At 47.7% G+C, this 22,146-nt stretch carries 21 protein-coding genes and 1 other RNA gene; 14 read left to right on the forward strand and 8 right to left on the reverse strand.

Annotated features, from left to right (window positions below):
• Positions 1 to 322 precede the first annotated feature (322 nt).
• Entirely contained in the window at positions 323 to 694 is a 372-nt protein-coding gene (locus tag KWJ01_RS10220; RefSeq protein WP_224996342.1) for a hypothetical protein, read from the forward strand.
• A gap of 123 nt (positions 695 to 817) precedes the next feature.
• Here the strand turns inward: KWJ01_RS10220 and KWJ01_RS10225 are convergent, their stop codons facing one another.
• Positions 818 to 1,501: an HAD family phosphatase gene (locus KWJ01_RS10225; protein WP_224996343.1), complete on the reverse strand. Its 684-nt coding sequence runs from the start codon at positions 1,499 to 1,501 to the stop codon at positions 818 to 820.
• Positions 1,502 to 1,911: 410 nt separating this feature from the next.
• Here KWJ01_RS10225 and KWJ01_RS10230 point away from each other — a divergent pair, with 410 nt between their 5' ends.
• Together KWJ01_RS10230 and KWJ01_RS10235 are read left to right on the forward strand one after the other, a co-directional pair.
• A complete protein-coding gene (locus KWJ01_RS10230; protein WP_224996344.1) occupies positions 1,912 to 2,619 on the forward strand; it encodes an NUDIX hydrolase in 708 nt (235 codons plus the stop codon).
• Between the two features lie 212 nt (positions 2,620 to 2,831).
• Complete coding sequence (locus KWJ01_RS10235) at positions 2,832 to 3,962, forward strand: DUF819 family protein (RefSeq protein ID WP_224996345.1); 1,131 nt, start codon at positions 2,832 to 2,834, stop codon at positions 3,960 to 3,962.
• Between the two features lie 21 nt (positions 3,963 to 3,983).
• Here the strand turns inward: KWJ01_RS10235 and KWJ01_RS10240 are convergent, their stop codons facing one another.
• Positions 3,984 to 4,643 (reverse strand): hypothetical protein, encoded by a 660-nt coding sequence (locus tag KWJ01_RS10240; RefSeq protein ID WP_224996346.1) that lies wholly within the window; start codon positions 4,641 to 4,643, stop codon positions 3,984 to 3,986.
• Positions 4,644 to 4,791: 148 nt separating this feature from the next.
• Here KWJ01_RS10240 and hutH point away from each other — a divergent pair, with 148 nt between their 5' ends.
• Entirely contained in the window at positions 4,792 to 6,363 is a 1,572-nt protein-coding gene (gene hutH, locus KWJ01_RS10245; protein ID WP_224996347.1) for a histidine ammonia-lyase, read from the forward strand.
• The gene (gene hutU, locus KWJ01_RS10250; RefSeq protein ID WP_370634709.1) at positions 6,329 to 8,011 is read left to right on the forward strand and encodes a urocanate hydratase; all 1,683 of its coding nucleotides are present in this window, start codon (positions 6,329 to 6,331) and stop codon (positions 8,009 to 8,011) included. Before hutH ends, hutU begins: the two co-directional genes overlap by 35 nt.
• A 132-nt stretch (positions 8,012 to 8,143) precedes the next feature.
• On the opposite strand, the gene KWJ01_RS27975 is transcribed toward hutU, so the two are convergent.
• Both KWJ01_RS27975 and KWJ01_RS10255 read right to left on the reverse strand, forming a co-directional pair.
• The gene (locus KWJ01_RS27975) at positions 8,144 to 8,275 is read right to left on the reverse strand and encodes a hypothetical protein (RefSeq protein WP_255651058.1); all 132 of its coding nucleotides are present in this window, start codon (positions 8,273 to 8,275) and stop codon (positions 8,144 to 8,146) included.
• 158 nt (positions 8,276 to 8,433) lie between these two features.
• On the reverse strand, positions 8,434 to 10,110 hold the full coding sequence (locus tag KWJ01_RS10255; RefSeq protein ID WP_224996349.1) for a TonB family protein: 1,677 nt from the start codon (positions 10,108 to 10,110) through the stop codon (positions 8,434 to 8,436).
• An 83-nt stretch (positions 10,111 to 10,193) separates the two neighbouring features.
• On the opposite strand from KWJ01_RS10255, the gene hutI reads away from it, so the two are divergent.
• From hutI to KWJ01_RS10270, 3 genes are all read left to right on the forward strand, one after another.
• Entirely contained in the window at positions 10,194 to 11,474 is a 1,281-nt protein-coding gene (hutI, locus tag KWJ01_RS10260) for an imidazolonepropionase (RefSeq protein WP_224996350.1), read from the forward strand.
• A 142-nt stretch (positions 11,475 to 11,616) separates the two neighbouring features.
• A complete protein-coding gene (gene hutG / locus KWJ01_RS10265; RefSeq protein ID WP_224996351.1) occupies positions 11,617 to 12,606 on the forward strand; it encodes a formimidoylglutamase in 990 nt (329 codons plus the stop codon).
• 139 nt (positions 12,607 to 12,745) lie between these two features.
• Positions 12,746 to 12,898 (forward strand): hypothetical protein, encoded by a 153-nt coding sequence (locus KWJ01_RS10270; RefSeq protein ID WP_224996352.1) that lies wholly within the window; start codon positions 12,746 to 12,748, stop codon positions 12,896 to 12,898.
• A gap of 8 nt (positions 12,899 to 12,906) precedes the next feature.
• On the opposite strand, the gene KWJ01_RS10275 is transcribed toward KWJ01_RS10270, so the two are convergent.
• Both KWJ01_RS10275 and KWJ01_RS10280 read right to left on the reverse strand, forming a co-directional pair.
• Positions 12,907 to 13,452, reverse strand: a complete 546-nt coding sequence (locus KWJ01_RS10275) for a phosphoglycerate mutase family protein (protein WP_224996353.1) — start codon at positions 13,450 to 13,452, stop codon at positions 12,907 to 12,909.
• Positions 13,453 to 13,577: 125 nt separating this feature from the next.
• Positions 13,578 to 15,668: a carboxy terminal-processing peptidase gene (locus KWJ01_RS10280; protein ID WP_224996354.1), complete on the reverse strand. Its 2,091-nt coding sequence runs from the start codon at positions 15,666 to 15,668 to the stop codon at positions 13,578 to 13,580.
• A 288-nt stretch (positions 15,669 to 15,956) separates the two neighbouring features.
• Here KWJ01_RS10280 and KWJ01_RS10285 point away from each other — a divergent pair, with 288 nt between their 5' ends.
• The 5 genes from KWJ01_RS10285 to KWJ01_RS10305 all read left to right on the forward strand — a co-directional run bounded on the left by KWJ01_RS10285 (position 15,957) and on the right by KWJ01_RS10305 (position 20,068).
• Complete coding sequence (locus KWJ01_RS10285; RefSeq protein ID WP_224996355.1) at positions 15,957 to 16,838, forward strand: DUF2279 domain-containing protein; 882 nt, start codon at positions 15,957 to 15,959, stop codon at positions 16,836 to 16,838.
• 30 nt (positions 16,839 to 16,868) lie between these two features.
• The gene (locus KWJ01_RS10290) at positions 16,869 to 17,837 is read left to right on the forward strand and encodes a Smr/MutS family protein (protein ID WP_224996356.1); all 969 of its coding nucleotides are present in this window, start codon (positions 16,869 to 16,871) and stop codon (positions 17,835 to 17,837) included.
• A 114-nt stretch (positions 17,838 to 17,951) separates the two neighbouring features.
• Positions 17,952 to 18,350 (forward strand): YbjN domain-containing protein, encoded by a 399-nt coding sequence (locus KWJ01_RS10295; protein WP_224996357.1) that lies wholly within the window; start codon positions 17,952 to 17,954, stop codon positions 18,348 to 18,350.
• Positions 18,351 to 18,422: 72 nt separating this feature from the next.
• Positions 18,423 to 18,883, forward strand: an RNA gene (gene rnpB, locus KWJ01_RS10300) — RNase P RNA component class A.
• 21 nt (positions 18,884 to 18,904) lie between these two features.
• Positions 18,905 to 20,068 carry a sigma-54 dependent transcriptional regulator gene (locus KWJ01_RS10305; protein WP_224996358.1) on the forward strand — a complete coding sequence of 388 codons (1,164 nt, stop codon included), beginning with the start codon at positions 18,905 to 18,907 and terminating at the stop codon, positions 20,066 to 20,068.
• 28 nt (positions 20,069 to 20,096) lie between these two features.
• On the opposite strand, the gene KWJ01_RS27980 is transcribed toward KWJ01_RS10305, so the two are convergent.
• Positions 20,097 to 20,231, reverse strand: coding sequence for a hypothetical protein (locus KWJ01_RS27980; protein WP_255651059.1), 135 nt, complete (start codon positions 20,229 to 20,231; stop codon positions 20,097 to 20,099).
• A 139-nt stretch (positions 20,232 to 20,370) separates the two neighbouring features.
• Positions 20,371 to 21,369 carry an acyl transferase gene (locus tag KWJ01_RS10310; RefSeq protein WP_370634702.1) on the reverse strand — a complete coding sequence of 333 codons (999 nt, stop codon included), beginning with the start codon at positions 21,367 to 21,369 and terminating at the stop codon, positions 20,371 to 20,373.
• Between the two features lie 51 nt (positions 21,370 to 21,420).
• Here KWJ01_RS10310 and KWJ01_RS10315 point away from each other — a divergent pair, with 51 nt between their 5' ends.
• Positions 21,421 to 22,119, forward strand: coding sequence for a hypothetical protein (locus KWJ01_RS10315; protein ID WP_224996359.1), 699 nt, complete (start codon positions 21,421 to 21,423; stop codon positions 22,117 to 22,119).
• The last annotated feature ends 27 nt before the right edge of the window (positions 22,120 to 22,146 follow it).

Below are 22,146 nucleotides of genomic sequence, written 5' to 3' on the forward strand. Positions count from 1 at the left end.
GGAATTATTTGCCGTATACAGATTAGTATGACTTCTCCCCTTTACCCCCTAAACCGAAATCGTTGTTTTTTATACCTCGCTGATAAATTTATTAAGTCACTGCCAGTGCCTGCCGCAATTCCAGGTATATGGCAGTACCATTACTAAGTGATGATACAATAATCAACTGCTTGAAAACACAAAGCAGCTGGCCTGTTTACCAGCCCGCTAAATTTCTGAATTTAAGCAAATAACATACACAAGCCCATCAGTAGCTTTAATTGCACTTTTCTTCCTGAAGATTTTATCGATAATTGTTACCTTGCAACTCAAAATTTCTGCAATGGAAAAGATAAGCAGCATACAGGTACATTTTAAAACAGCAAAAACAATAGAGCTGAACAGGCTTAGTGCATTTATTGAGCGCGTGCAGGCAGAGTTAATGTCTGGAGCCACTTTTACAGGAAGCCTGCAAACACAGGATTATCTCTACAGTAATATAGCAGACATACTGGATTTCGAAGGCCTTTACAGTGAGCATGCCGTGCAAAACTGGCATATCACCTTCAACAAAGGCAGCCTTCGGGTTTCAGTACACTTCCAGGACTACCAAAACGAGCCAGGTGTGGGTGTAGCAACCTTCAACCACGATATAGAGCGTAATAAGAAATTCAGGAATATGGTGTTGGAGGTACTGGATACAGAGCTTCGCTAAAGAACAGGCATTCAGGCAATATATTTTCCAACAGACATCTACAAATAAAGGGTTCAGCCTTACCAGCTGAACCCTTTACTGTATCCGGGAGATTTTGGTGAGGAACTACTGATGATCATTGCGTTAATAGTTCGCTTCAGGGGATGAAAACAGCTCCTGCAATTGAGGATCAGTATAATCTTCCACAAAAGCAATGATGTTATCATACTGGCTGAATTCTTCTTTTTCGTGCATGGTGGTAAGCACCACACAACGCATGCCTGCATTTCTGGCTGCTTCCACGCCCTTTGGTGCATCCTCAAAAACCACACATTCTTCGGGTTTTACTCCCAGCAGCTCGGCTCCTTTCAGAAATGTTTCGGGATGGGGTTTGCTGGTGGTTACATCATCGGCGCTAACAAGGGCACTGAAATAATGGCGGATGTCCAGGTTGTCCAGCACAAAATCCACATTGAACATAATAGCAGCCGAACCTATGGCCATTTTAACGCCGGATTGGTGTGCCTTCTGCAGGAAGCGGTCCAGGCCGTTTATCAACTTCAGGTAGGGCCGGAACTCCTGCTGGTATTTTTTCTCTTTCTCTATTGATATCCTATCTGCTTCTTCCGGGGAAAAATGGCCTTCTCCAAATATGCGGGCAAGCACTTCGCTGTTCTTGCCATACATCTGCACCTTTACCTCTTCAACCGTAAGGCTGGCCCCCAGCTCATTGGTAAGTACTTTATGCCAGGCAGCAGTATGGTAGTGCATATCATCAATCATGGTACCATTCAGATCAAATAAAATAGCTTTAGGTGTAAATTTCATGTGTAAATAGAACTGTTTATAAAAAGTAAAGCATGATCAAACCTGCTGTGGCTGCCTAAAGCCTGTTAAGGCAATTGGCAGCCTGCTTGCATCAGGAAAATACAGTAGCGTTAAATTAATCAGCTTAAGCTAAAATGCACCTGTTTTAGGCTTAAGAAGCAGGTTTTTCTTTTTAAAATGCTTTCCAGGGCTTTGCAGGTAAAAACAGGAGTAAGCCAGAAGCCCTTTCCCGATAAAATTTCTGCTTCATTAACAGAATTAAGGTTGCAACTTGTTACTTTGCTGCGTTCACTGAAAAAATAATTGTAAATTAAACCTTGCTAAAGCTTACCCCTGCCCCTTTTGCGCTGCCTACAGCTCATTTAACAGGCAGATGATGAGGCTTTAAGGCAATTTATATAGTTGATAAAATGATTAAGTATGCCGGTCAAACCAGGTTTCTGGTTGCAGTAGACTGTATAATTTTTGGATTTGATGGTGAAAACTTTAAGCTCCTGCTAATCCAGCGGGGCTTTGCTCCTGAAAAAAATAAATGGAGCCTGATGGGTGGTTTTCTGCAGCCCGATGAAAGTTTAGACGCCGCCGCAGATCGTATCCTGAAACAGTTAACAGGCCTGGACAATGTTTTCATGGAGCAAATGGAGGTATTCAGCAACCCCCAGCGCGATCCGGTAGAAAGAACCCTGGCTGTTGCCTATGTGGCCCTGGTAGACATACAGAAATACAAACAGCAGCTTAGCCAGGAGTATCATGCGCAGTGGTTCGATATCAACCAGGTTCCACACCTTATATTTGACCATGAGGAAATGGTGGAAAAGGCAAAAAACAGACTCCGCTACAAAGCAGCATTACATCCTGTGCTTTTTGAATTGCTGCCCGATAAATTTACCCTCCCACAGCTACAGGCGCTCTATACGGGCTTGTATGAAACTGAATTCGACAAAAGAAACTTCAGCCGGAAAGTCTTATCTACAGGCTTCCTGATCAAACAGAAAGAAAAAGACAAAGAGAACTCTAAAAAAGGGGCCTACTACTATAAGCTTGATAAAGAAAAGTACAAGAGCGGTTTCCAGGACTTCCTAAACTTTATACCCCGGCCGGAAAATCTGGTTTACTAGCGCTTTACTTATAGCGCAAGGCCGGCTAATAAATGAATGACACCTTTACTGATCACGATTGGATAAGGGCTTTTCTCCCATGTTAAAATTTCATATTTACAACCTAAATGTGCATGAAATCTGCTGGCCTGCCGCAATTTTGCTTTGTTGTTTAAAATACTCATATTCAGACTGAAAGACACCTAAACCCGTTAAAAAATAAGATACTGCACATGTCCGTTCCGGCCTTAACGCTTTGGTCATTCTTTCTGCTGTTATTCCCTGCTGTAACACAGTGGGGAGAGAAACGGTATCAGCCCCTGCGCTGGGTTGGGGCCATGTCCATTTGCTACCTATCCGGGCTGCTGATTGGAAATATGCCGGGCATACCCATTCCCGCAGAATTGCTGAATACCGTTACCGAAGTAAGTGTAAGCCTGGCCATACCAGCCATGCTCTTTACTGCCCATCCAAGGCAGCTGCTTAGTGGCAGCAGGCAAACGCTACTGGCCTTTGGCTTTGCATCGCTGGCTGCCGCAATGGGAGCCATGGCCGCTTACTTTCTGGCTGGACATACCATAGAAAATAGTGCTGAGGTAAGTGGCATGCTGGCAAGTGTGTACACCGGTGGCACTCCTAACATGAGCGCCGTTGGCATTGCCCTGGGTGTAGAACATGAGCTCTTCCTGGTACTGAACAGTGCAGACATATTGCTAAGCGGGCTTTACTTTGCCTTTCTGTTAACAGTCGGCCCTGTGCTGCTGCGCTTTATCCTGCCTAATGCCACTTCTCAATACGAAAACTCCAGCAGTCAGGACTGGAGCCCAGAGCATAAACCAGCACTAAAGGACCTCCTGAAAACCCTCTTACTGTCGGTGCTGCTCCTGGCTGCTGCCGCGGGTTTATGTTTCCTGTTTTTTGAAAAACTGGTGGTTCCGGTGTTTATTCTGCTGTTAACTGCTTTTAGCCTTGCAGCCGCTAGCACCAGAAGCGTGCAGCAAATCAGGGGAACTTACAACATTGCCCATTACCTGCTGCTCATATTTGCACTAAGCATTGGGAGCCAGGCAAATTTTAGCACGCTGCTCACCCTCACCGCTGCTGTACTCCCCTACTGCACCATTGTGATTTCTGTAACACTTGTGCTGCATTACACTTTCTGCAGACTGGCTGGCCTGGACCGCAACATCACCATCATTGCCTCAACTGCAGCCGTGTTCGGCCCACCTTTTGTAGGACCTGTTGCTGAAAGGCTTAAAGCGCCACACCTCATTTTAAGTGGTATGCTGCTGGGCATGCTGGGGTATGCCATTGGCAATTTTGTAGGAATAGGACTGGCCCGGCTACTGCCGCTGTTTCAATGATGTATTTTTCTCTTGATGCGCTTAAAACTCACAGTCAAAAAGCTGATCGACATTTTGCAGCTGCTGTGTGATGGCATCTGCAACAGCCAGGTAAAAGCGCTCGCTGTCTTCGGCAAGTATGGCTCCCAGGGTAGCACTTTCCTCTCCGTCTGAAAAGCGATCATATACTGAAAGCCTGATGATAGGCACATGATGAACAACTGGCAGCAAATCCTGCATAAAGTCCTGTATTGCCCTTCTCTTGATAGCCTTTTCAACAGAGGGGGCAAAAAGCTCCTCCTGCTGCATGTGCAGGTGGCAGTATTGCTCATACCGTTCCAGATCAGGCATGAGTGGCAACTTGTAAACGGGCGACTGCAGGCTTGCAAAACGATAGGAAGAAAAAGAGAGCTCTTCATCCAGCGCTATGGCAACGCCTCTCACTTCTATATCCACCGGTTCTGACTCATGGCTCATTTTTTTCCAGAATGGCAGCATTTCTTTCATAGCAGCAGAAAATACAGATTCCAGCCCTGCTTCCTGAATATCATCATAGGTAACTACCGCCTGGTACTGGGTGAAAGGCAAACCCATGTAGCGGTTAAGTATTTTTTTCAGGGAAAATCGTCTTTTGTTCAGCATGGCTGGTACCAGCTGCTGCTCTTTTTTCAGCTGCACTTGATGGAAACTTTTGCGAGACATTTTGCTAAATTTCAGCGGTAGCCTTTCCATTATAGCGGCAACTCGTGTAAAATGTTTTGTTCTAACACAAGGCTGTAAGTGTAAGAGCATCCCATGAGCACGTTAAAACAATGTATAAGTTTATCAATACTAAGCTCTTAACCAAGAAATGAATCTTATTTTTAAATACGGCCAGGACAAACTTACTGCTTCTGCTGCACTTGCACTTGCCAGAGGGCAAATTAAGGGCATTTTTAGCACTGAAGTACGGCAAAAGGTAGAAGCAAGTCGTGCTGCCGTACATGAAATTGTTGAAAGAGGAAAGGTAGTTTATGGCGTTAACACAGGCTTCGGCTCTCTCTGCAACAAGATTATATCAGCAGAGAATACCCGCCGGCTGCAGGATAACATCCTGCGCAGCCACAGTGTAGGCGTTGGTGCAGATACACCCCTGGAGGTGGTACGGCTCATGCTTGTGCTGAAGATAAATGCACTGGCACAGGGCTTCTCCGGCATCAGCATGGAGGTACTGGAAAGGCTGCAGTGGCACCTGGAAAATGATGTAATACCACAGGTGCCTCAGCAGGGTTCACTTGGCGCTTCAGGCGATCTTGCGCCACTGGCGCATCTTTGCCTCCCCCTTATTGGCCTGGGCAGAGTATGGCATGAGGGAGGCTGGCAAAACACGGCGGCTGTTCTTCAGTTGCACCAGCAACAATCGATTGAACTGGGTGCAAAAGAAGGCCTGGCCCTGATCAACGGTACCCAGTTTATTGCAGCCTGGGCAGTGCTTGGCCTCTCACGGCTGGCCAACTGTCTGGATACTGCAGACATCGTAGGGGCTATGACCCTGGAAGGACTCCTGGGATCTGGCGCTCCCTTCGATCCTGCCCTGCACCAGCTACGGGCCTACCGGGGTAACCAGTATGTTGCCCACCGCCTCAGCACACTGCTGCACAACAGCGAAATGGTTGCCTCACATAAAGACTGCGGCCGCGTACAGGACCCCTACTCCCTGCGTTGTATGCCACAGGTGCATGGCGCCAGCCGCAATGCCTGGCTGCACCTGAAAGAGCTGCTGGAGGTAGAGCTAAATGCTGTAACGGATAACCCCATTATCTTCAGCGCCGATAAAACAGTAAGCGGCGGCAACTTCCACGGACAGCCCCTGGCCCTGCCACTGGATTATAACACGCTGGCGGCTCATGAGTTAGGTAATATATCCGACCGCAGGATCTATCTTTTATTAGAAGGTGGTGTAAACGGCTTACCGGAGCTGCTGATGCGTGATACAGGTATTAACAGTGGCTTTATGATACCGCAGTACACCTCTGCCTCCCTGGTGAGCGAAAACAAGAGCCTTTGCTTTCCGCCCAGTGCCGATTCCATTCCCAGCAGCCTGGGGCAGGAAGATCACGTGAGCATGGGCTCCATCAGCAGCAGGCGGCTTAACCAGGTGATCAACAACCTGGAGAATATTTTGGCTATCGAGCTGCTGTGTGCTGCACAGGCCTTCGATTACCGCCGCCCCATGCGCAGCAGCAAGCTACTGGATGCCTGCCACGAGCTGGTACGCAGCCGCATAGACCATGCAGAAGAAGACCGCGTTTTTGCGGAAGACATACAGATACTTGGCGATATTATTCGCCAGCAGGAATTAGTTTTTTTAACTCAGGACATTGCCCAACATGAAAACATTGACCTCTATGGCCCCTTCTACGAAAGCTTCGGACTTTATTAAGCAGTTTGCACGGCACCCACATTATAAAGCCCCCAGGGGCAGCCAGCTGAATGCCCTTAGCTGGCAAACCGAAGCCCCACTGCGCATGCTGCTCAATAACCTAGATGCCGAGGTGGCCGAAGACCCTGCCGGGCTGGTGGTCTACGGCGGCACCGGGCAGGCAGCCCGCAACCAGGAATCCCTGGTAAAAATAATAGATTGCCTGCTGCAGCTGCGCGACGACCAGAGCCTGCTGGTGCAAAGCGGTAAGCCGGTTGGTATTATCCCCACCCACCCCGAAGCACCCAGGGTGCTCATTGCCAACTCTAACCTGGTGCCTGCCTGGGCCAACTGGGAGCATTTTCAGGAGCTGAAAGACAAAGGCCTGATGATGTACGGACAAATGACGGCCGGCAGCTGGATATACATAGGCACCCAGGGCATTGTACAGGGCACCTACGAAACCTTTGCCTCCTGTGCCCGACAACACTTTGGCGGCAGCCTGCAGCATAAGCTGGTGGTATCTGGTGGTTTAGGCGGCATGGGTGGCGCACAACCACTGGCAGCCACCATTGCTGGTGCAACATTTTTAGGGGTAGATAAAGACCCCTCGCGTATTCAAAAGCGAATAGATACCCGCTACTGCGACCGCATGACCTACAATTATGAAGAAGCGAAACAATGGGTGCTAGCGGCAAAAGAGCAGGGCGAAGCCATTTCTGTAGGCCTGGTGGGCGACATTGGAGATGTACTGGAAAAGCTGTTGCAGGATGGGATTATTCCGGATGTACTCACAGACCAGACCTCTGCACACGACCCGGTCTATGGCTATATTCCCAATGGCTTAAGCCTGCAGGAAGCTGCAGCACTGCGCCAGCGCGATCCTAAAGCCTATAAAGAGCAGAGCCTCAAAAGCATGGCCCGCCACGTTGGCTTTATGCTGGAGATGCAGAAACGGGGTGCCAAAACCTTTGATTATGGCAATAACCTCCGTGAATTTGCCCGCCAGGGTGGTGAGCCTAACGCTTTTGATTTTAAGGGCTTTGTGCCGGAGTACATCAGGCCACAGTTCTGCGAAGGTCGCGGACCTTTCCGCTGGGCAGCACTTAGTGGCGATCCGGAAGATATCTACACCACCGACCAGGCCCTTATGGAGCTTTTCCCCCACAATGAGGATCTCCACCGCTGGCTGAAAGCTGCCCGGGAGCGTATTGCCTTCCAGGGGCTTCCCTGCCGTATTTGCTGGCTGGGCATGGGTGAACGCCAAAAGGCCGGCCAGATATTCAACGAGCTGGTACGCAGCGGTAAGGTAAAAGCACCGATCGTAATTGGCCGCGACCACCTCGACTGCGGCTCTGTAGCCTCTCCCAACCGTGAGACCGAAGGCATGCTGGATGGCTCCGATGCTGTTAGTGACTGGCCCCTGCTGAACCTGATGGGCAACACTGCCGGTGGTGCAACCTGGGTAAGCTTCCATCATGGTGGAGGTGTGGGCATCGGCTATAGCCAGCATGCCGGTATGGTAGTGCTTGCCGATGGTACCGAACGGGCCGCCCGCTGCCTGGATCGTGTGCTTTACACCGATCCGGCCATGGGCGTTATCCGCCATGCCGACGCAGGCTACGAAAAGGCACAGGAATGGGCTGAAAGGTTTGAGCTTAGGATATGAACAGCTTTAAGATGCACCAAGCTTAGCTATCATTTCGAGAAAAATGTATTTATCAAGAAGAAGGGCCTCTGGTTAAAATAGAGGCCCCTTCTTCTTTATTGCTGATTTTCTGTATTATGGAGTAGCAGTAGCTTACGTTGATTTGCTCTTGCTGGTATACACGGGTGTGTCTACACCAGCGGTTTCAACATTACTTCCTGCCTGCTGGCTATAGCCAGCAGCGGAAATCAAGAGAGACAATAGTACCAGAGAAATACGCTTCATATGAGTTATAACAACAAGCAAACATATACATATTAGCAGAAATTTGCTATACTAAATCTTCAGCCATTCACTGGCAAAAAATAAATAAGGCTGTCTTTTGCGACAGCCCTGCCTGTTATGTGTGATAATTTTATCTGAATCCAGCCAACATATATCAATCACCCGGCTTTCTTTTCCTTTCCCTTTTGAAGCTTGAACTTGATAGGAATGATTTTGCATTGTTTGATGAACTTCCCGTCAAGCACTGCCGGATTCCATTTTGTCAGGCTTACAACCCTTACCGCTTCTTCATCCAGGCCATAACCTATCCAGCGACCTTCCATCGTGTGGGCATCCTGTACATTTCCTTCCTCATCAATAATAAAGCGAACATAGGTAATACCATCTTTCCCGCTTTTAAGTGCCTGAACCGGATATTGAATATGCTTGTACAGGAATTCATAAAAACTCATCATACCCTCTTTCGGAGTGGCCTCTATGTCAGGAGTCTCAAACAGATCAAGTCTTGAATTATTGTTACGAACATACTCTCCCCTCACAATTTTTTCGATCGGATGAGCCTCTGTTCTCTGGTGAGAGTAATTATAATTAACAGGCACTTCTAAATAAGATGCAACTTTTTCATCCCCATAAACAGCTGGTATCCAGTTATTCTCTTCATTAAAGCGTCTCATAACACGCATTGCTTCGGCATCCATTGCCGGATGTACACCCTTTAAAATCTCCTCTGAGCCGGCAATACCTTCTGCAGAAACAATAAACCTGATCACAACTTCACCCTTTGGAATCTCCCCTTTGGCAACATCAGGGTAGGCCAGATTCATGGTAAAAAACTGGTTAAGTATGCCAACGCCACCTTCAGGCACTGCATACTGTTCTGGCTTATGATACACAGGCACACCATTTACTTCCTCTGATACGGGTAGCTTTTCGAAAGCAATCAACCTGTCTGCTTCTTCAGGAGAAACATGAATGGAACCCTTATAAAAAGGGCGATTGTTGTTGTTGAGAAAAAAATGGATCATTAAAACTACCCTTGCATTTACTGCTTCTCCATCTACGCTGCCGGGTAGCCAGCCTATTCTTTTATCAGCCACTACAAGCTGGCGCAATGCTTCCTCATTCAACTCATCGTTAATTCCTTTTTTAATGCTTACAGCCTTCAACCGACCTGCATTATCAATGATGTACTCCAGGTAAACAGTGCCCTGTACCTGTGCTAATAACGACTGCTCCGGGTATTTGAGATTATCTCGCAGCAGGCTATGAAAAGCTTCCCATCCTTCCTTAGGTACAGGCATTTGCTGGGGCTGGTTGTAGACAACGGCCAGGGAGTTATCACTATTGCTTTCGCTGCTCTCAAGGCGGGCCTCATTTTTCTGCTCATCTATTTTCTCCACTGGCGCAGCATCCAGCTTAAACCACACCGGCTGAACCAGCTGCACATCTACATTTTCGCCCTGCTCCTGCCCCGGGGTCCAGCCTGGCTGTTGCTCAGATAATTTGATGATCCTGACAGCTTCCATGTCCAGGGCCGGGTCCAAACCTTTAAGCACCTCAACAGATTCAATTTTGCCCTGCGCCGTAACTACAAATCGTACAAACACCTTTCCCTGTATTCCACGTTTTTGTACTTCTGCCGGGTACTGCATATTTTCTGCTATCACCTTGTATAATGCTGGCAGACCTCCCCTGGGTTCAGGCATTTTTTCGGCTACTGTGTAAAGCGGTGTTTCTTCTGTAGCATTCTCAAAATCAAAACTTGCAGAAGGCTGCTGGCCGAAACTCAGGCCGGATATCGAGAGGAACAAAAGGAATAAAAAAGGAAATTTCATAACAATGCTAACAATAATCAAACATATCAAAACTAAATCAGACAAACCAACATCAGGCCTTAGATTACTTTTTAAGTTTTGCTATGGCGCAGTGTTATGTTATCTTTGGATATAACTTTTTTTACCTGATTCTAGTGCCTACACAAATATTAATTGGTCCCTTCAGGCAGCTGTTGCCCATGACAAACCTGCCGCTGAAAGGGCCACTCACCGATAACCAGCTGCAAGTGCTGGAAGAAGCAGCCATTGTGCTTGATGGTGATAAAATTGCAGCCATAGGTCCTTATACCCTCCTGCGAAATAAATATCCCACGGTAAGCCTGCTGGAAATTAAAGAAGATATGGTGCTCCTGCCTGGCCTGATTGATTGCCACACCCATATATGCTTTGGTGGCAGCAGGGCCCGTGACTATGCCCTGCGCATTGCCGGCACCTCCTACCAGGAAATTCTGAAGCAGGGCGGCGGCATTCACGATTCGGTAGCAAAAACAAGAGCTGCCAGCCTCGAAGAGCTGGCCCGGGCTACTGCCAAGCGCGCAAACCGACACCTGCAGGAAGGTGTTACCACCCTAGAGGTAAAGAGCGGATACGGCCTCTCTGTTGAGGAAGAGCTGAAAATGCTTCGCGCTGTTCGCATGGCTGCAGAACAAACAGCCGCCACCCTTATACCAACCTGCCTGGCTGCCCATGTAAAACCCAAAGAAGCCGAAACTGCCGATGCCTGGCTAAAAGAAGTATTGCTTTACCTGCTGCCTGTTGTAAAACAGGAAGCACTTGCAGAACGGGTGGATATTTTTATTGAAGATGAGGCTTTTCCTGCCAGACTGTCGAAGGGTTACCTGGAAGCAGCAAAAACTGCAGGCTTTTCCATAACGGTTCATGCAGATCAGTTCAGTGCACAGGGAGTACCCGTGGCCGTACAAGTTGGTGCGCATAGTGCCGATCACCTGGAGAGCAGCACCGAAGCCAACCTGCTGCAGCTGGCTGCTTCTGATACCGTGGCGGTGGCGCTCCCCGGCGCTTCCATGGGACTGGGCATGGACTTTACCCCTGCCCGCACACTACTGGATGCCGGGGCTTGTCTGGCCATTGCCACCGATTGGAACCCAGGCTCTGCACCCATGGGCGACCTCCTGCTTCAGGCAGCCGTAATGGGTGCAGCACAGAAACTTAGCACTGCCGAAACACTGGCAGCCATTACCAGCAGGGCGGCACACGCACTGCGTCTGCAGGATCGGGGCCAGCTGGCAACAGGCTTACAAGCCGATATGATTGCCTTTGATGCAGCCGATTACCGGGAAATTCTGTACCACCAGGGTAAGCTTAAGCCTGCAATGGTGTGGAAAGGTGGGCAAAAATGCTAGAATAACCCTTCAGCAGCAGGAATGAATACGCCTGTACGTAGTTTTAGCAGTGTGTTTTTTTATCTTTACATATCGCTTTAGATGTACGGCTGGCAATATTTGAGCAGCGGCAATCAGCATACTTTTTAATTTTACCTGTTTCATGTATCAAATTGCAGAGAAAAAATTCTGGGAAGGCCGTGTAGATAAAAATGATGGCCTGATGGGGCTGCGCTGGCACCAGATCCTGAACCAGCTTGACCTTACCAGCCCTATTCATAAAAATGGTGCCACACAAAAAGTTGCTTTCCTGGGCTTCTGCTCTGATGAAGGGGTAAGAAGAAACAAGGGCCGGCTGGGAGCACAACAGGGTCCCGATGCCCTGCGCAAGGCAATGGCCAGCCTGCCGGTGCACTTCGATATGGAGCGGATAGCGCTTTATGATGCTGGCAATGTACTGTGCCCTAACCAGCAGCTTGAACGTTCTCAGCAACTGCTGGGGCAAAAAGTAGCCCAACTGTTATCGCTTGGCTTTATGCCTGTTGTATTGGGCGGCGGCCATGAGGTTGCCTACGGACACTACCTGGGCCTGCACCAGCATTTACACCAGGAGCAAAAAACTTCACTGGGCATCATCAACATCGATGCTCATTTTGATCTGCGCAGCTATGAGGTTGAAACCAGCAGCGGCACTCCCTTCAGGCAAATAGCAGATCTTAGAAAACATCACAGTCTGCCTTTTCATTACCTCTGCCTGGGCATACAATATACCGGGAACACCCGTGCACTTTTCGATGCAGCCTACCGGACTGGCAGTCAGTTTGTAGCGGCAGAACATATGCGCGAATCCCAGCAGGATGATTTAATGCTGCGCATCCGCAACTGGCTGCACGATAAGGAATTTGTTTATCTTTCCATAGACCTGGATGCGCTTTCTGCCAACTACGCCCCCGGGGTGAGTGCCCCGGGGGCCTTTGGGCTCGATCCCTGGGTGGTAAAAAGCATTGTACAGGAAGTAGCCAGAAGCGGCAAGCTCCTGAGTGTTGACATCGCAGAACTCTCTCCTGCCCACGACCAGGACCAGAGAACAGCTAAATTGGCTGCACAGCTGGTCTTTTTTGTATTAGAAAGCCTGAATGATATCCTGCTGTAGCCAACATCTGTAAAGCAACTAATTACAGACTCTTTTGTTACATTAACTTTCTATTAAAAAAAAAAGAGTCTAATATTGTGCTGCCTTTCAGCAGTGTGTGCGAAGGCAAACAGATGGTAGAACACTAAATCAGAAGGCCATGAACATCATTCTGTTGGACAACAGCAATACCCTCTTTAGTAGTTATCTGAAAGGTTGGGAAAGAGCGCTCAAAACCTACGAGGAAGAGCTGGGGATCGCGGGAAAGAAATTTAGAACAAGAAATAACAAGGAAAAAAATAAACCGGAATAACATCCGGTTTATTTTTTTTCTGGTAAACGCAGGGTAACCAGTGAGGCAGGCCCTGCAGCTGGCAGCGTTACAATGTATACCTGCCCATAATCATCTTCGGCAATCGGCGAAACAACTTTATCACCCATCAGGGCATTTACCATGGAAGGTATGGTGTTAGAATGCCCCACCAGTATGATTGCTCCCTTCTCTGCGCTTGATTTTAGCTGCTCCAGCAGATCGGCAGCTTTTATAGGTTCATAAAACTGGGTGTTCAACCCTTTTTGTGCTACCAGCGGCGCAGCCGTATTAATGGTTCTGCGGTATGGTGTGGCATAAACAGCAGACACCTGCTGGTCTTTAAGCAACTGCGCCAGTGCTTCGGCCTGTTGCTGCCCATGTGCCGAAAGTTCGGGATCGGCACTTAGGTTCTGCTCCCTTTCTGCATGCCTCAACAGAATAAATGTTTTAGGAGCAGCAGTATTAGTATTAGGCTGTTTTTTCTGTGCCTCCTGTGCCTGAACAGCAAAAACCGTTAGCAGGCATAGTAGTAGTAGCACAATAGTTTTATTCATATCAATTGGTTTAATTACTATAGACCTCTGTTATACTCAGGGCTGATTTCAGTTCTGTGTTCGCACAAAAAGGTTTAAAAAAAGCCGCCCACAGGCGGCTTTTTAAATATGATATACAAACAAGACTATGCTGCAATAAGCTCTGAAATAATCCTGATGGTTTCTTTCACATAAGGATCGGTTTTCTTCAGGGCATCTTCTGCTTCCGCATCAGGCAGTTCAAAACTGTTAATTTGCTCCTCCAGGGTGTCTTTTTCACCAGTCTTTTTCTTTCTCTCTTCTATTTCCTGCTTTCTCTTTTCCAGGTTAAGGCTGATGCGGGTCTCCTGACGTGCCTGTTTCGACTGCTCAATGTTTTCGCGCAGGGCAATCAGTTCCTGATCTGTATTCAGACGTTTCTGATAGCTGCTCCGCAGCTGTGCCATCTCGCGTTCGGTAACAGTTTTTGTTTCCTTGAACTTGCTCGATTTTATCTGATCCCATGGCATGGCCGAAGGATAAGAGCTTTCTCCAAATTCTTCTGCACTAAACTCGCTTGGCAACTCAATATCTGGCGAAACACCTTTGTGCTGGGTGCTGCTACCCGTTACCCTGTAGAACTTGGCAAGCGTAATCTTTAGCTGCCCCAGTTTGGCTGCTTCCTGGGCACTGCCGCCACTGTTTCTGCCTGCCACACTTTCGTTTCTGCTCACCAGTCTGTCAAGATCTACCAGGTTTTGTACAGTGCCCTTACCAAAGGTTTGTTCACCTACGATGATACCTCTTTTATAGTCCTGGATTGCACCTGCAAAAATTTCAGAAGCAGATGCACTAAAGCGGTTAATTGTTACTGCCAGTGGTCCGTTGTAGAATACTGCAGGATCCGGATCATCGCCGGTGTTGATTGAGCCATCGGCATTACGTACCTGCACAACAGGTCCGCTTGGAATAAACAGGCCGGTAAGCTCGATGGCTTCTGTAAGAGAACCACCCCCGTTAAAAGTAAGGTCAATTACCAGTCCCTGCATGCCCTTCTGCTCCAGCTCCCTGATCAGGCGTTTTACGTCTCTGGTAGTACTGGTGTAATTAGGGTTACCCTTCTGGGCTTCTGCAAAATCCATATAGAAATCAGGAATGGTAATAACACCAACTTTATAGGTTTTACCATTATGCGTATAAGGTACAAGCTGTGCCTTGGCTGCCTGCTCTTCCAGTTTAATCTTATCCCGCAAAATAGTGATCTCTACGGGAAGGGCATTCACACCATCGGAAGCCTTCAGCACGTTAAGCCTTACCTTGCTGCCTTTGGGGCCGCGGATCAGCTGTACCACATCATCCAGGCGCCAGCCTATTACGTCTACCATCTCTCCTTTTTCGCCCTGGGCAACGCCAATAATTCGGTCGTCTTTCAGAATTTGCTTGCTTTTAAAAGCAGGTCCGCCGGCAACCACATCGGCTACCTTGGTATAATCGCCATCGGTGGTAAGGGTTGCGCCTATCCCCTCAAGCGATTTACTCATGTTGATGTTGAAGTTCTCGGCCGTACGGGGAGAGAAATAGGATGTATGCGGATCGAATGACTCAGTAAAAGCATTCATGTACACCTGGAACACATCCACACTCTTTTGCTGGGCTACACTTTTATTGATCTGAGTGTAGCGCTTATTAAGGTTACTCTGGATTTCGGGCCATTCTTTATTGGCTACCATATAGCTTAGTGCCTGGCTTTTGATAATTTTCCGCCAGATCTCGTTCAGCTCCTGCTTGTTTGTTGCCCAGCTGGCATTTTTCCTGTCAGCCTCATAGAATTCATCTACAGTAAAATCGTGCTTTACCTGGGTAAGAGAATCGATGGTTTTCATGCGCTCATCGAAACGCTTGCGGAAGGTATTGTAGATATCATAGGCTGCAGTAAGGTTTCCCGCCTGAAGGTCGTCGTCCAGACGATGACGGTACTGCTTGAATGAATCTATGTCGCGCTGCAGAAAGTAGGTTTTGTAGGGATCTAAGGACTCTACATAGTTCTGAAGTACCACCTCAGATAAGGAATCGCTTAGGTTTACCTTTCTGTAATGAACACGGTTGAGCACCTGGGAAACCAGCTGCGATTCCTGCGCTAGCTCCGGCGTTGGCGACAGGTAGGTTGTATCGGCTATTAGTGTGTATTCACTGTGCTTTGCCTGACATTGCACCAGCGAGCTAGACACCAACAGCAACATTACAAAGATTTTCTTCATGTATATCATATTCTCTGATGGATCAATTTAAAGGTAGAACGTAAATAGATTCTTTAATTATAAAACCAGGGCTTATTCTAGGCAAAAACTTTCAGGCCCGCAAACCACTCATGTAAATTGTAGACTAATCTGCTACTTGTCTTTCTTTTCTACGAATAAACTCCAAAAAAAGTGCCAAAAAAAAATTAATCCGGTTTATCAGTCCTATTTTTGAAAGAGCGTTTGCCCTTATGCTTTCTATAGCCCCTTTATACCCCACAGGTCCCTGCTTTCTATCATAATCTGCAGATGAAAAACTTTCTGCTATGCTTTTTTTTGCTAACCACACTTCTGCATCAGGAGGCGCCTGCACAGGCTATCCCCGATACCCTGCAGCCCCGGCGTATGCGTACGGTACTGCTGGTAAGCGGCACGGCTTATACAGGCCTGGTCCTGGGCCTGAATGAGCTGTGGTATAAAGGCCATGAACGGGAGTCTTTTCACTTTTTTAATGATAACAGGGAATGGCAGCAGGTAGATAAGGCAGGCCACGCCTATAGTACCTACCACCTTAGCCGTATTCATTACCAGACCCTGCGGTGGGCGGGAATGCCCGCCCGCAAAGCAGCTCTCTGGAGCAGCATTGGCGGGCTTGCCTGGATGTTACCCGTAGAAATTCTCGATGGCTTTTCGGCTGCCTATGGTGCCTCTGCCGGAGATCTTGTTGCCAATACCAGCGGTGCACTTTTATTTGGGAGCCAACAGCTGCTGTGGGGGCAGCAGTTTGTAAACCTGAAGTTCTCCTTCCACCCTAGCACCTGGGCACCCAAGCGCCCCCGCTTGCTGGGCAAAAGCTTTCCGGAACAGCTCATGAAAGATTATAATGGCCAGACCTACTGGCTAAGCGCCGATATAGCAGCCATGAGCAGAGGCAAATGGCCCTCTTGGCTCAACATTGCCCTGGGTTATGGTGCCAGCGGAATGGTGTATGCAGACCCGGCACAAAACCAGGCGGCTGGCTACATGGATTACCGGCAACTGTTTATAGCCCCTGATATAAATTTAAGCCGCATCCGCACTAACAAAAAGGCATTACGCGTGCTTTTATTTGTGCTGGAGGGTATTCATTTACCCACCCCTGCAATTGAATTAAGCCGTAAAAAGCTGTATTTTCATCCTATCTATTTTTAACTACTCCAATTGCCCGTAAAGGGAACCCATATGAATGTAGGTGATAAAGTAAGAATGCTTCGTGGTAAAGAAGAAGGTATCGTTACCAAAATTATTGATCAGAAGCTGATTGAGATTGAGATCGAAGATGGTTTTCAGATCCCCGTGCTCAAAACAGAAGTAGTGCCCGTAGCCCGTGAGGAAGCAAGCTACTTCAGGAGAGAAATACCACAACCACAGCAGGCAGCACCCCCTACCCCTGCAAAAAAGCGGGGACCTACGCAGGAAGGACATTTTGTTGCCTTCAAACCACTAAACGACAGGGTGGTAAGCGTGCACCTGATCAACAATACCGAAGACATTATCCTGTACTCCATCCTGGAGGAAAGCAATGGCATGTATCATTCGGTGCTATCGGGGCACCTCAAGGCCAGGCAGGCGCATAAATTTACCGAGGCCGATATGCATAAGTTCGATCAGTGGCCGGTATGGCACATCAGGTTACTGCTGCACCCGGGCCAGCCTCTAAATGAGCTGCCTGCTCCTGTACACCAGCGGCTGCACCCCAAAGCCAGCTCTTTTTTCAGGAGCCTGCGCGAAACGCCTGTACTCAATACAAAATCGTATCTTATTCCTTTAGGCGCTGCCAGTAAGCTGGCCGTAGCAACAGCAGAAGAACTGCAGAACAAGCTGGAGGATAAACGCGAGGAAGCACCTAAAGCTGCAGTGTCCCAGAGAACACCTGCCGAGGTAGACCTGCACCTCGAAAAGCTGGTTGACAACCCAAAACAGATAGCAGAGAAAGATATACTGCCTCTGCAGCTGGAAACTTTTGAAAGAGTGCTGGACAGAGCCATTGCCAGCGGAATGGATGAAATAACCTTTGTTCATGGGGTTGGCAACGGTACCCTTAGAAAAGAAATACATCGCCGCCTGGGCAACTTAAATACAATTGCCTGGTTTAAAGATGCACAGAAGGAGAAGTGGGGATATGGCGCTACCCTTGTTCGCTTGAAATAGTGAAAAATAGTAGAAAACTATACATGCCGGGCAATCGATAGACTTTTTGTTTTTTCCTCTGCGAAAAGATTGCGTTAATCGAGTTCTGAAACTTAAACCGCATACTATAGTATCATGAAGTTTAACGAATTCATGGAAAACTTCGCCCGTGAGATCAACGGCCAGTTTTCCGAGTACGACAAGACAAAGTCTGTTATCATTGTTCCCCTCGATGGCAACCGCTTTCAGACTGTTTTAGGTGTCATCAGGTACAATGAGAGGTACGATCGGGAAGGCGTAGAGTTCTCTTCTAAGATATGTGACTTCTCTCCTGAGGTAGATCTGGAGGAATTATTGCGAAAGAACACCGAATTCACACATGCAAAGTTTGCCCTGTTCGACAGCTCTCTGAAAGTAGAAGCCTCTGCTTATTTAGATAACGTAACAGAAAGCCTGCTGAAGGAAATTATTCTGGAAGTTGCGAACGCTGCCGATGAGTGGGAATACCGCTTAACCGGTATGGACGTTCATTAATTCAGCCACACATTTGCAGAATTGATTTTTTTGGCAAACTTTTACTGACAAAATTGTTGTTTAGTAACGGTAAACGCAAGCTGCCTTATCGTTTGCATCTCCAGCCGGCTTAAACCGGTTGGAGCTGTAAGAGGAAAGTCCGGGCAACACAGAGCATCCTGCTTCCTAACCGGAAGGGGCCGTTTGTGCGAACGAACGGCTACAGCCAGTGCCACAGAAAATATACCGCTAAAGGTTGCATGGCGAGCCCAGCTCGCCATGTACATTAGTAAGGGTGAAAAGGTGCGGTAAGAGCGCACCGCCCTGGTAGTGATACCAGGGGCATGGTAAACCTCAGGAGTTGAAAGACCAAATAGGTCCTTCTTTCCCGAATCAAGTTCGGGCTAAGAGTGCTCGCTCAAATTCCGGTCTTGTGCCGGAAGAGAAGGATGGGTAGGTCGATAGAGCCAGGTGGCGACGCCTGGCCCAGATAAATGATAAGGATACCGGTGCAAACCGGGAAACAGAACCCGGCTTACAGGCTTGCGTTTACTTTTTTTATTTTTTTTAAGCCCATGGCAAAAGTTTTAGTCATTGATGACGAAAAGAGCATTCGTACCACCCTTCGGGAAATCCTTGAGTTTGAGAATTATGCTGTAGAAGAAGCTCCTGATGGCGAGGAAGGCCTTCGGAAGGTAATCAGCGAACATTTTGATGTGGTGCTATGCGACATTAAAATGCCAAAGATGGATGGCCTGGAGGTATTGGAACGTGCAATGGAGGCTGGCGTGGAATCACAGTTTATCATGATCTCTGCCCACGGCACCATAGAAACTGCCGTAGATGCCACCAAAAAAGGCGCCTTCGATTTTATTGAGAAACCACCGGATTTGAACCGCCTGCTGCTGGCTGTGCGCAATGCGCTGGACAAGGGCAAGCTGGTGCACGAAACAAAAACCCTGCGCAAAAAGGTAGCCCATAAATGGAATATGGTAGGTGAGTCTGCCGCCATGCTGGGTGTAAAAGAAACCATAGAAAAGGTTGCTCCTACCGACGCCCGTGTGATGATCATTGGCGCTAACGGTACCGGTAAGGAACTGGTTGCACGTTCGCTCCATGAGAAGAGCAATCGCAGCAAAGGTCCTATGGTAGAGGTGAACTGTGCAGCCATCCCATCGGAGCTGATCGAGAGTGAACTCTTTGGCCATGAGAAAGGAGCCTTTACCTCTGCGGTAAAACAGCGGATCGGTAAATTTGAACAGGCCAATGGCGGTACCTTGTTCCTGGATGAGATTGGTGACATGAGCCTTTCGGCACAGGCAAAAGTACTGCGTGCCCTGCAGGAGAACCGGATTACCCGAGTGGGTGGCGATAAGGATATACAGGTAGATGTGCGCATTCTGGCTGCAACCAATAAGGATCTGCGCCAGATGATTGCAGAGAACAAATTCCGGGAGGACCTTTATCACCGCCTAAGCGTAATCGTAATTAAGGTGCCTGCCCTGCGGGAACGTAAGGATGATATTCCGCTACTGGTTGACAGGTTCCTGGAAGATGTAGCCCAGGAGTATGGTACAGCTAAAAAGAATATAAGCCCCGATGCCATAAGCCGCCTGCAGGCAGGTGAATGGACGGGAAATATACGTGAACTTCGAAATGTAGTGGAAAGACTGGTAATTATGAGCGGCGATGCGATTACCGAAGAAGATGTGCTCAAGTATACGGAAATCAGCCTCTAAGGGCTGATTTCCACTTTTATATACTTTATTAAACTCTTACTTCGCTACTTGCTGCTACTTCCTGTTTCTGAACATCGTTCTTGGTGTAGGTCGGGCAGGTTTTCTGAGTACAGGCGCCCATACCAAACAGCACCACAGCAAACAATAACACTCTTAATTTCATGATTCTTTTATTTGTTGGCACAACAATTAATCTAAACAAAAATAGAAGGACTTGGCCCTTCTTACAATAGTACGTAATTTATTTGTACATGTTGAATTTTTTCGATACCAGACATGCCTTAACAACGTTGAAAGGGCCTTTAACTGTACAACATAAGGTTACATCCCCTGGCTTCAGAATTATCAAATCTTCCCAGCACCTCAAAAGTTCCATTTTCATGTTTTAAGCCCAAATCAGCCGTCTCAATAAAGGAACAGGTACTGTAGTTGGCCAGGTCTACAACATTTATACCCCCCGTTCGGCCTGCTGCAATTTGTTTAAAAGGATCGTTAACCTCACGTATGTACACCTGCATCCAGGGTGGTGCAATAAAAAGACCTTTCCTGGCTGCATAGGCCTGCGAAAGCAGTTCCGTCATACCATATTCACTATGAATATATGAAACTCCGAATGCATTGCATAAAATGTTGTGCAGTTCTTCACGAATAAGTTCCTGCCGCCGCCCCTTCATCCCTCCTGTTTCCATAACGATGAGGTTCTTCCAATCAAATGGTCCCTGCTCTGCAAGATCAAGCAGGGCAAAGCTTACCCCCAGCAGCAACACCTTTTTACCTGTACCCAATGCCTTTTCTACTGCAGCAATCAGCTCATTGTGCTCGTAGAGGTAAAAACCAGACAGCGGATGCCCGCTCAACTCCATAAAATGCTGCGCCATCAGCACCAGTGAGGAGTGCTGACGCTCTAAATAAGAAGGCAGCAGCGCCAGTATGATAAATTCATCCAGGGGGCCATAGGCAGCCTTAAAGATCTGCTCTGTTACTTCCAGGTAAAAGTTTACACCGGGTATGGCATGCCTGCTTCTGGCACCAGTGCCGGTACCACTGCTTTCAAATACAGCCTCTGGCTGCCACGCGCCTGTTTTTACCTCATGTCCTTTAAAAAACCCAATTGGCAGAAAGGGAATATCTGCTGTTTTGTGTACAGACAGCGGATCACATTTCAGGCATTGCAGGTACTGCCTGTACAGAGCATTATGCTCTGCCTGAAGCCGAAATACCTCCAGTGCCAATGATTCAAAACCATTTTGCTCTAAATTGAGTATTCTTTGCGGTAGAGTTGGATCAAACTGCTGCATCATTCACACAAATATTGCTATCTTTTCGTTAACATAAAAAAGAGTATCTTTCGTATGAGATTTTACCCCATATTTCTATGCCTTCTGGTAATGGCTGCCTGTTACAATGAACCGGAGTTCCCGGTAGAGCCAGATATAGAATTTAGGAGTGTGCAGTTTGTAGACAATACCGATCCCAGATTCCCGGACGACACCCTTAAAGTTACTGTTTCTTTCAGAGATGGTGATGGTGACCTGGGTATTATCCCGCCCGGCCAGCATTTCTACGATTCAGTTTTTGACATCAATGGCCAGAGAAGGTATATCAGATATGGTGAGTTTGATACCCTGCCAGCCCATAATTGCTCCAACTACAGAACAGGCTATTTTGATCCCAATGGCAGGTTTGTTCCTTCTGTGCTTCGCCAGGAGGTAACAGATACCATTTACATCAGGCCTAACTCTCTTTACTATAACTTCTTCCTGGACATCTACAGGATAGTAAACGGACAGGAGGAGCGATTCGATTTTATTGAGTCCAGTTACCCCCGCTGTGGTGTTACTCCAAATGGCAGGTTCAGGCTAAACAATGCAGATGATAATAAACCACTCAGTGGTACTGTTACCTATAACTTTACCAGCCAGTTTCTGCTGCCTTTCTTTAGCGACGACAGCTTAATAGTAAGAGTACGCATTGCCGACAGGGCCGGAAACATGAGCAACCAGGTAGAGTCGCAGGTGTTCACCTTAAGAGGCATCCAGGTTAACAGGTAACAGTGTTCTGCCAAACTCCTTCACAAA

The sequence above is a fragment of the Cesiribacter sp. SM1 genome, assembly GCF_020178975.1.
Classification (GTDB): Bacteria; Bacteroidota; Bacteroidia; order Cytophagales; family Cyclobacteriaceae; genus Cesiribacter.